This window comes from Cedecea sp. (genome assembly GCF_036500665.1).
Classification (GTDB): domain Bacteria; phylum Pseudomonadota; class Gammaproteobacteria; order Enterobacterales; family Enterobacteriaceae; genus Cedecea.
This window is the reverse complement of the sequence record NZ_DASYBS010000075.1, coordinates 1-2,792: the sequence shown is the minus strand read 5'-3', so window position 1 is coordinate 2,792 and position 2,792 is coordinate 1. Positions and strand designations below refer to the sequence as shown.

Sequence of the window (2,792 nt, the reverse complement as noted above, 5' to 3'; positions counted from 1 at the left end):
TATCCGGTGCGCAGTCCAGCGACGAACCCGGTTTTTCCCTGTGCAGACAGTCAGTTACAACCTGTTTTTGCTGAGGCGTTTCGATGCCCGGAGATTTTTTCCCCGACGCGCTTTTTCCGCCCGAACACGCTACCGCCCCGGCGAACATCACCAGGCACAACAGCCATGTCAGGGCTTTCCTTATCCGTTTCATCCCGCTTTCCCTGCGTTATCCGTCCGCGCATTTTAACAGCATGGCCATCGCTGTCATTACCGCTTTTTCTGTCGCGGCCGGAGCCGGGGCACTGCTTGCTGTGGCCCGGTGAACCGCCTGCCGGGTACGGGCTGGCGAGGCCCGTAAGCGACGCCACGGCGCTTTGTTGCACGCCTGCAAGACCGGGTTTTGCTTTTGCATGACCACACCGGACCGGGGTGGGAAGTGGAGGCTGCCGAGACGGCAAGGAGTGACACGTTTCTTTACCGCGTGGCACGACCCGGCGCAGACAGACCCCGCCGGGCGGGTATGAACGCCTTAAGCGGAGGCCACAGGCCGACAACCCTTATTGCTGTTTGCTGAAGACGATGAGATAGCCAACGCCGCCAGGGACGGCGGCCACACCCGATGTTACACGCGGCGGCGCACGCCATAATGCAGATTATACGCATACAAGCGCATGACGAGGTTTTTGTGGGCTGAGATGGAGGGCGCGAGAGTGCGGATAATCTCCCGCATTATGGTTAATGGATGTGCTGCGGCTACACCTGACCCGCATATTGCACCTGGTTCGCGCCGCTGCACGGCCATTGACCCCGCGCTGCACCGGCGTTGATGAAGGCAGATCGTGCCACGGACGGCACGCTCTGCCGGGCACAAAACAACTCCGCTCACAGATGGCTTACGGGCTGTCCGGCTCCGCGAACAGGCTGATAATATCCCGTGAACCATGCAGCAGCCTCTCTATGCGTACTTCAGTATCAAGTACCCTGAACACGATCAGGTAGCGCCCATAAGCGCAACTTCTGACGCTTTGTCCCAGCTCGGGCCTTTCCCTGTAGATAACCGGTGACTCCGCTATCAACAGGCACTGCTGGTAAAGTTCTTCCGTGAAGCTGACTGCACGTACCGGATTGTCCTGTGCGATATAGTCGCCGATAGCTTCCATATCCTGTTCTGCCAGTGGCGATATGCCGAGTTTCATTTCGTCTGCTTACCTTCAGCCATACGCTGGTATTTGCGTGACAGACGCCCGAACACCTCTTCCGCGCTTTTGCTTTCACCGCTGTTTATCCCTGCGCTGACCGCTTTTTGCAGTGTCTCAAGTTTCATCTGCTGCTCCCGCTCTTCCAGGGCGCGAAGGCCTGCCCGGATAACCTCACTGGTGTTGTTGTAACGTCCGCTGTCTATCTGTTCGCGGATGAACGCTTCGAAGTAGGGACTCAGGGCTACGCTGGTTGGCATGGTGGTTTCTCCGGCTGGATTACTATCAGTTATTAACTGTTAGTATACTGTGTCATTTTTCATCGGCAACTTCCGACGCATCATTCCCCCGCTGCTCCGCCGGATGCGTACTCGCATGCACCGCCTGAAGCGCCCGGATACTCACCTGGGTGTATATCTGCGTGCTCTCCACGCTCCGGTGGCCCAGCATCGCCTGTATCCACCGCAGGTCCGCGCCGTTCTCCAGCATCTGGGTGGCCATCGCGTGCCGGAACAGGTGACAACTGCCTTTGTCGATGCCCGCCGCTCTCAGGTACGGCACCACCGCCATTGTGATACCGCTCGCCGTTAACCCCGCCACGCCATCCATCGCCAGGAACAGCGCCTTGCAGTCCGGGCTGACCAGCACCTCCGGGCGCACATGATGCAGATAACGCTCCAGCCACCACAGCGCCCGCTCGCCCACCGGCACTATCCTGTCCTGCTTTCCCTTGCCCTGCACGATGGTCAGTATCTTCCGGCTGAAGTCCACGCTGTATATCTCAAGCCCCGCCACCTCACCGCGCCGGATACCCGTCGACCACAGCAGCTCCAGCAGTGCCCGGTCACGGATGCCCTGATGCGTCGTCAGGTCGCACAGACTCACGATGTCCTCCACCTGCTCCACGCTCAGGATGGTGCGCGGCAGGTGCTTCTCCAGTCTCGGCAGCTCCAGGTCGGCGGCAGGGTTGGCGAGGATAAGCCCCTGCTTCGCCATCCAGGAGAACCACACCTGAAGCGGCTGCAACGCCGTGCGCTGTGTCCGGGAGCTGAGCGGTTCGCCGTTGCGCTTGCGGTAGCCGTACAGGTAACGCTGGTAACTCTCCAGCACCGGCCGCGTGATGTCGCCGGCATTATACAGGCCACGCTCTGCGGCCCAGCAGATAAAGCGGTAGCTGTGATGCGTCTGCACCTTCAGCGTCGTCTCCGACCAGTTACGCTCCCGCCGCCACTTCACGAACCGCAGCAGCAGCGCGTACAGGCTTTTAGGATGTGTCGCCGGGCCAACCGGCTGGCGGTAGATGTCATCCACGGTGAGAAGTCGGTTTGAAGCGGGTTTGCGGTTTGACGGCGGTCTGCGGTAAGCCATGGTGACGCTCCGGTGTCAGGGCTGGCGGGTCAGGAAGAGGGTTCAGATAACGAGGGCGATGGCGGCAGCGGGGTTTTCTTTTTTCGCCTGATTACTGCATCCGGTGCAGGGCAGACTTGCGCGGCATCATTCCCTTGTGCCGTCTGGCCTGAGGCCACTTTTTGCCGGTCAGACTTAGCCCGAACCTGACCCGAACTTAGGGTAGACCTGCCTTCACCTGCATCAGACTTGCCCAGGTCAGAGCCA

General features: G+C 60.0%; 5 protein-coding genes and 1 pseudogene. All 6 read right to left on the bottom strand.

Features of this window, described 5'->3' with window-relative positions:
• A pseudogene (locus VGM55_RS12270) lies at positions 1-193 on the bottom strand (hypothetical protein); the annotation flags it as partial.
• Between the two features lie 15 nt (positions 194-208).
• Positions 209-394 carry a hypothetical protein gene (locus tag VGM55_RS12265; RefSeq protein ID WP_331635611.1) on the bottom strand — a complete coding sequence of 62 codons (186 nt, stop codon included), beginning with the start codon at positions 392-394 and terminating at the stop codon, positions 209-211.
• A gap of 481 nt (positions 395-875) precedes the next feature.
• Positions 876-1,178, bottom strand: coding sequence for a type II toxin-antitoxin system RelE/ParE family toxin (locus tag VGM55_RS12260; protein ID WP_154189605.1), 303 nt, complete (start codon positions 1,176-1,178; stop codon positions 876-878).
• Positions 1,175-1,438 (bottom strand): type II toxin-antitoxin system ParD family antitoxin, encoded by a 264-nt coding sequence (locus tag VGM55_RS12255; protein ID WP_154189604.1) that lies wholly within the window; start codon positions 1,436-1,438, stop codon positions 1,175-1,177. The genes VGM55_RS12260 and VGM55_RS12255 overlap by 4 nt, the downstream gene beginning before the upstream one ends.
• A gap of 52 nt (positions 1,439-1,490) precedes the next feature.
• On the bottom strand, positions 1,491-2,546 hold the full coding sequence (xerC, locus tag VGM55_RS12250; protein ID WP_331635610.1) for a site-specific tyrosine recombinase XerC: 1,056 nt from the start codon (positions 2,544-2,546) through the stop codon (positions 1,491-1,493).
• 29 nt (positions 2,547-2,575) lie between these two features.
• The coding region (locus VGM55_RS12245) for a hypothetical protein (RefSeq protein ID WP_331635609.1) at positions 2,576-2,792 on the bottom strand (217 nt) is incomplete at its 5' end.

Bases quoted from the DNA above. Each gene is read 5' to 3' on its own strand.
- xerC (WP_331635610.1), bottom strand. From the start codon at position 2,546: ATGGCTTACCGCAGACCGCCGTCAAACCGCAAACCCGCTTCAAACCGA.
- VGM55_RS12255 (WP_154189604.1), bottom strand. From the start codon at position 1,438: ATGCCAACCAGCGTAGCCCTGAGTCCCTACTTCGAAGCGTTCATCCGC.
- VGM55_RS12265 (WP_331635611.1), bottom strand. From the start codon at position 394: ATGCAAAAGCAAAACCCGGTCTTGCAGGCGTGCAACAAAGCGCCGTGG.
- VGM55_RS12260 (WP_154189605.1), bottom strand. From the start codon at position 1,178: ATGAAACTCGGCATATCGCCACTGGCAGAACAGGATATGGAAGCTATC.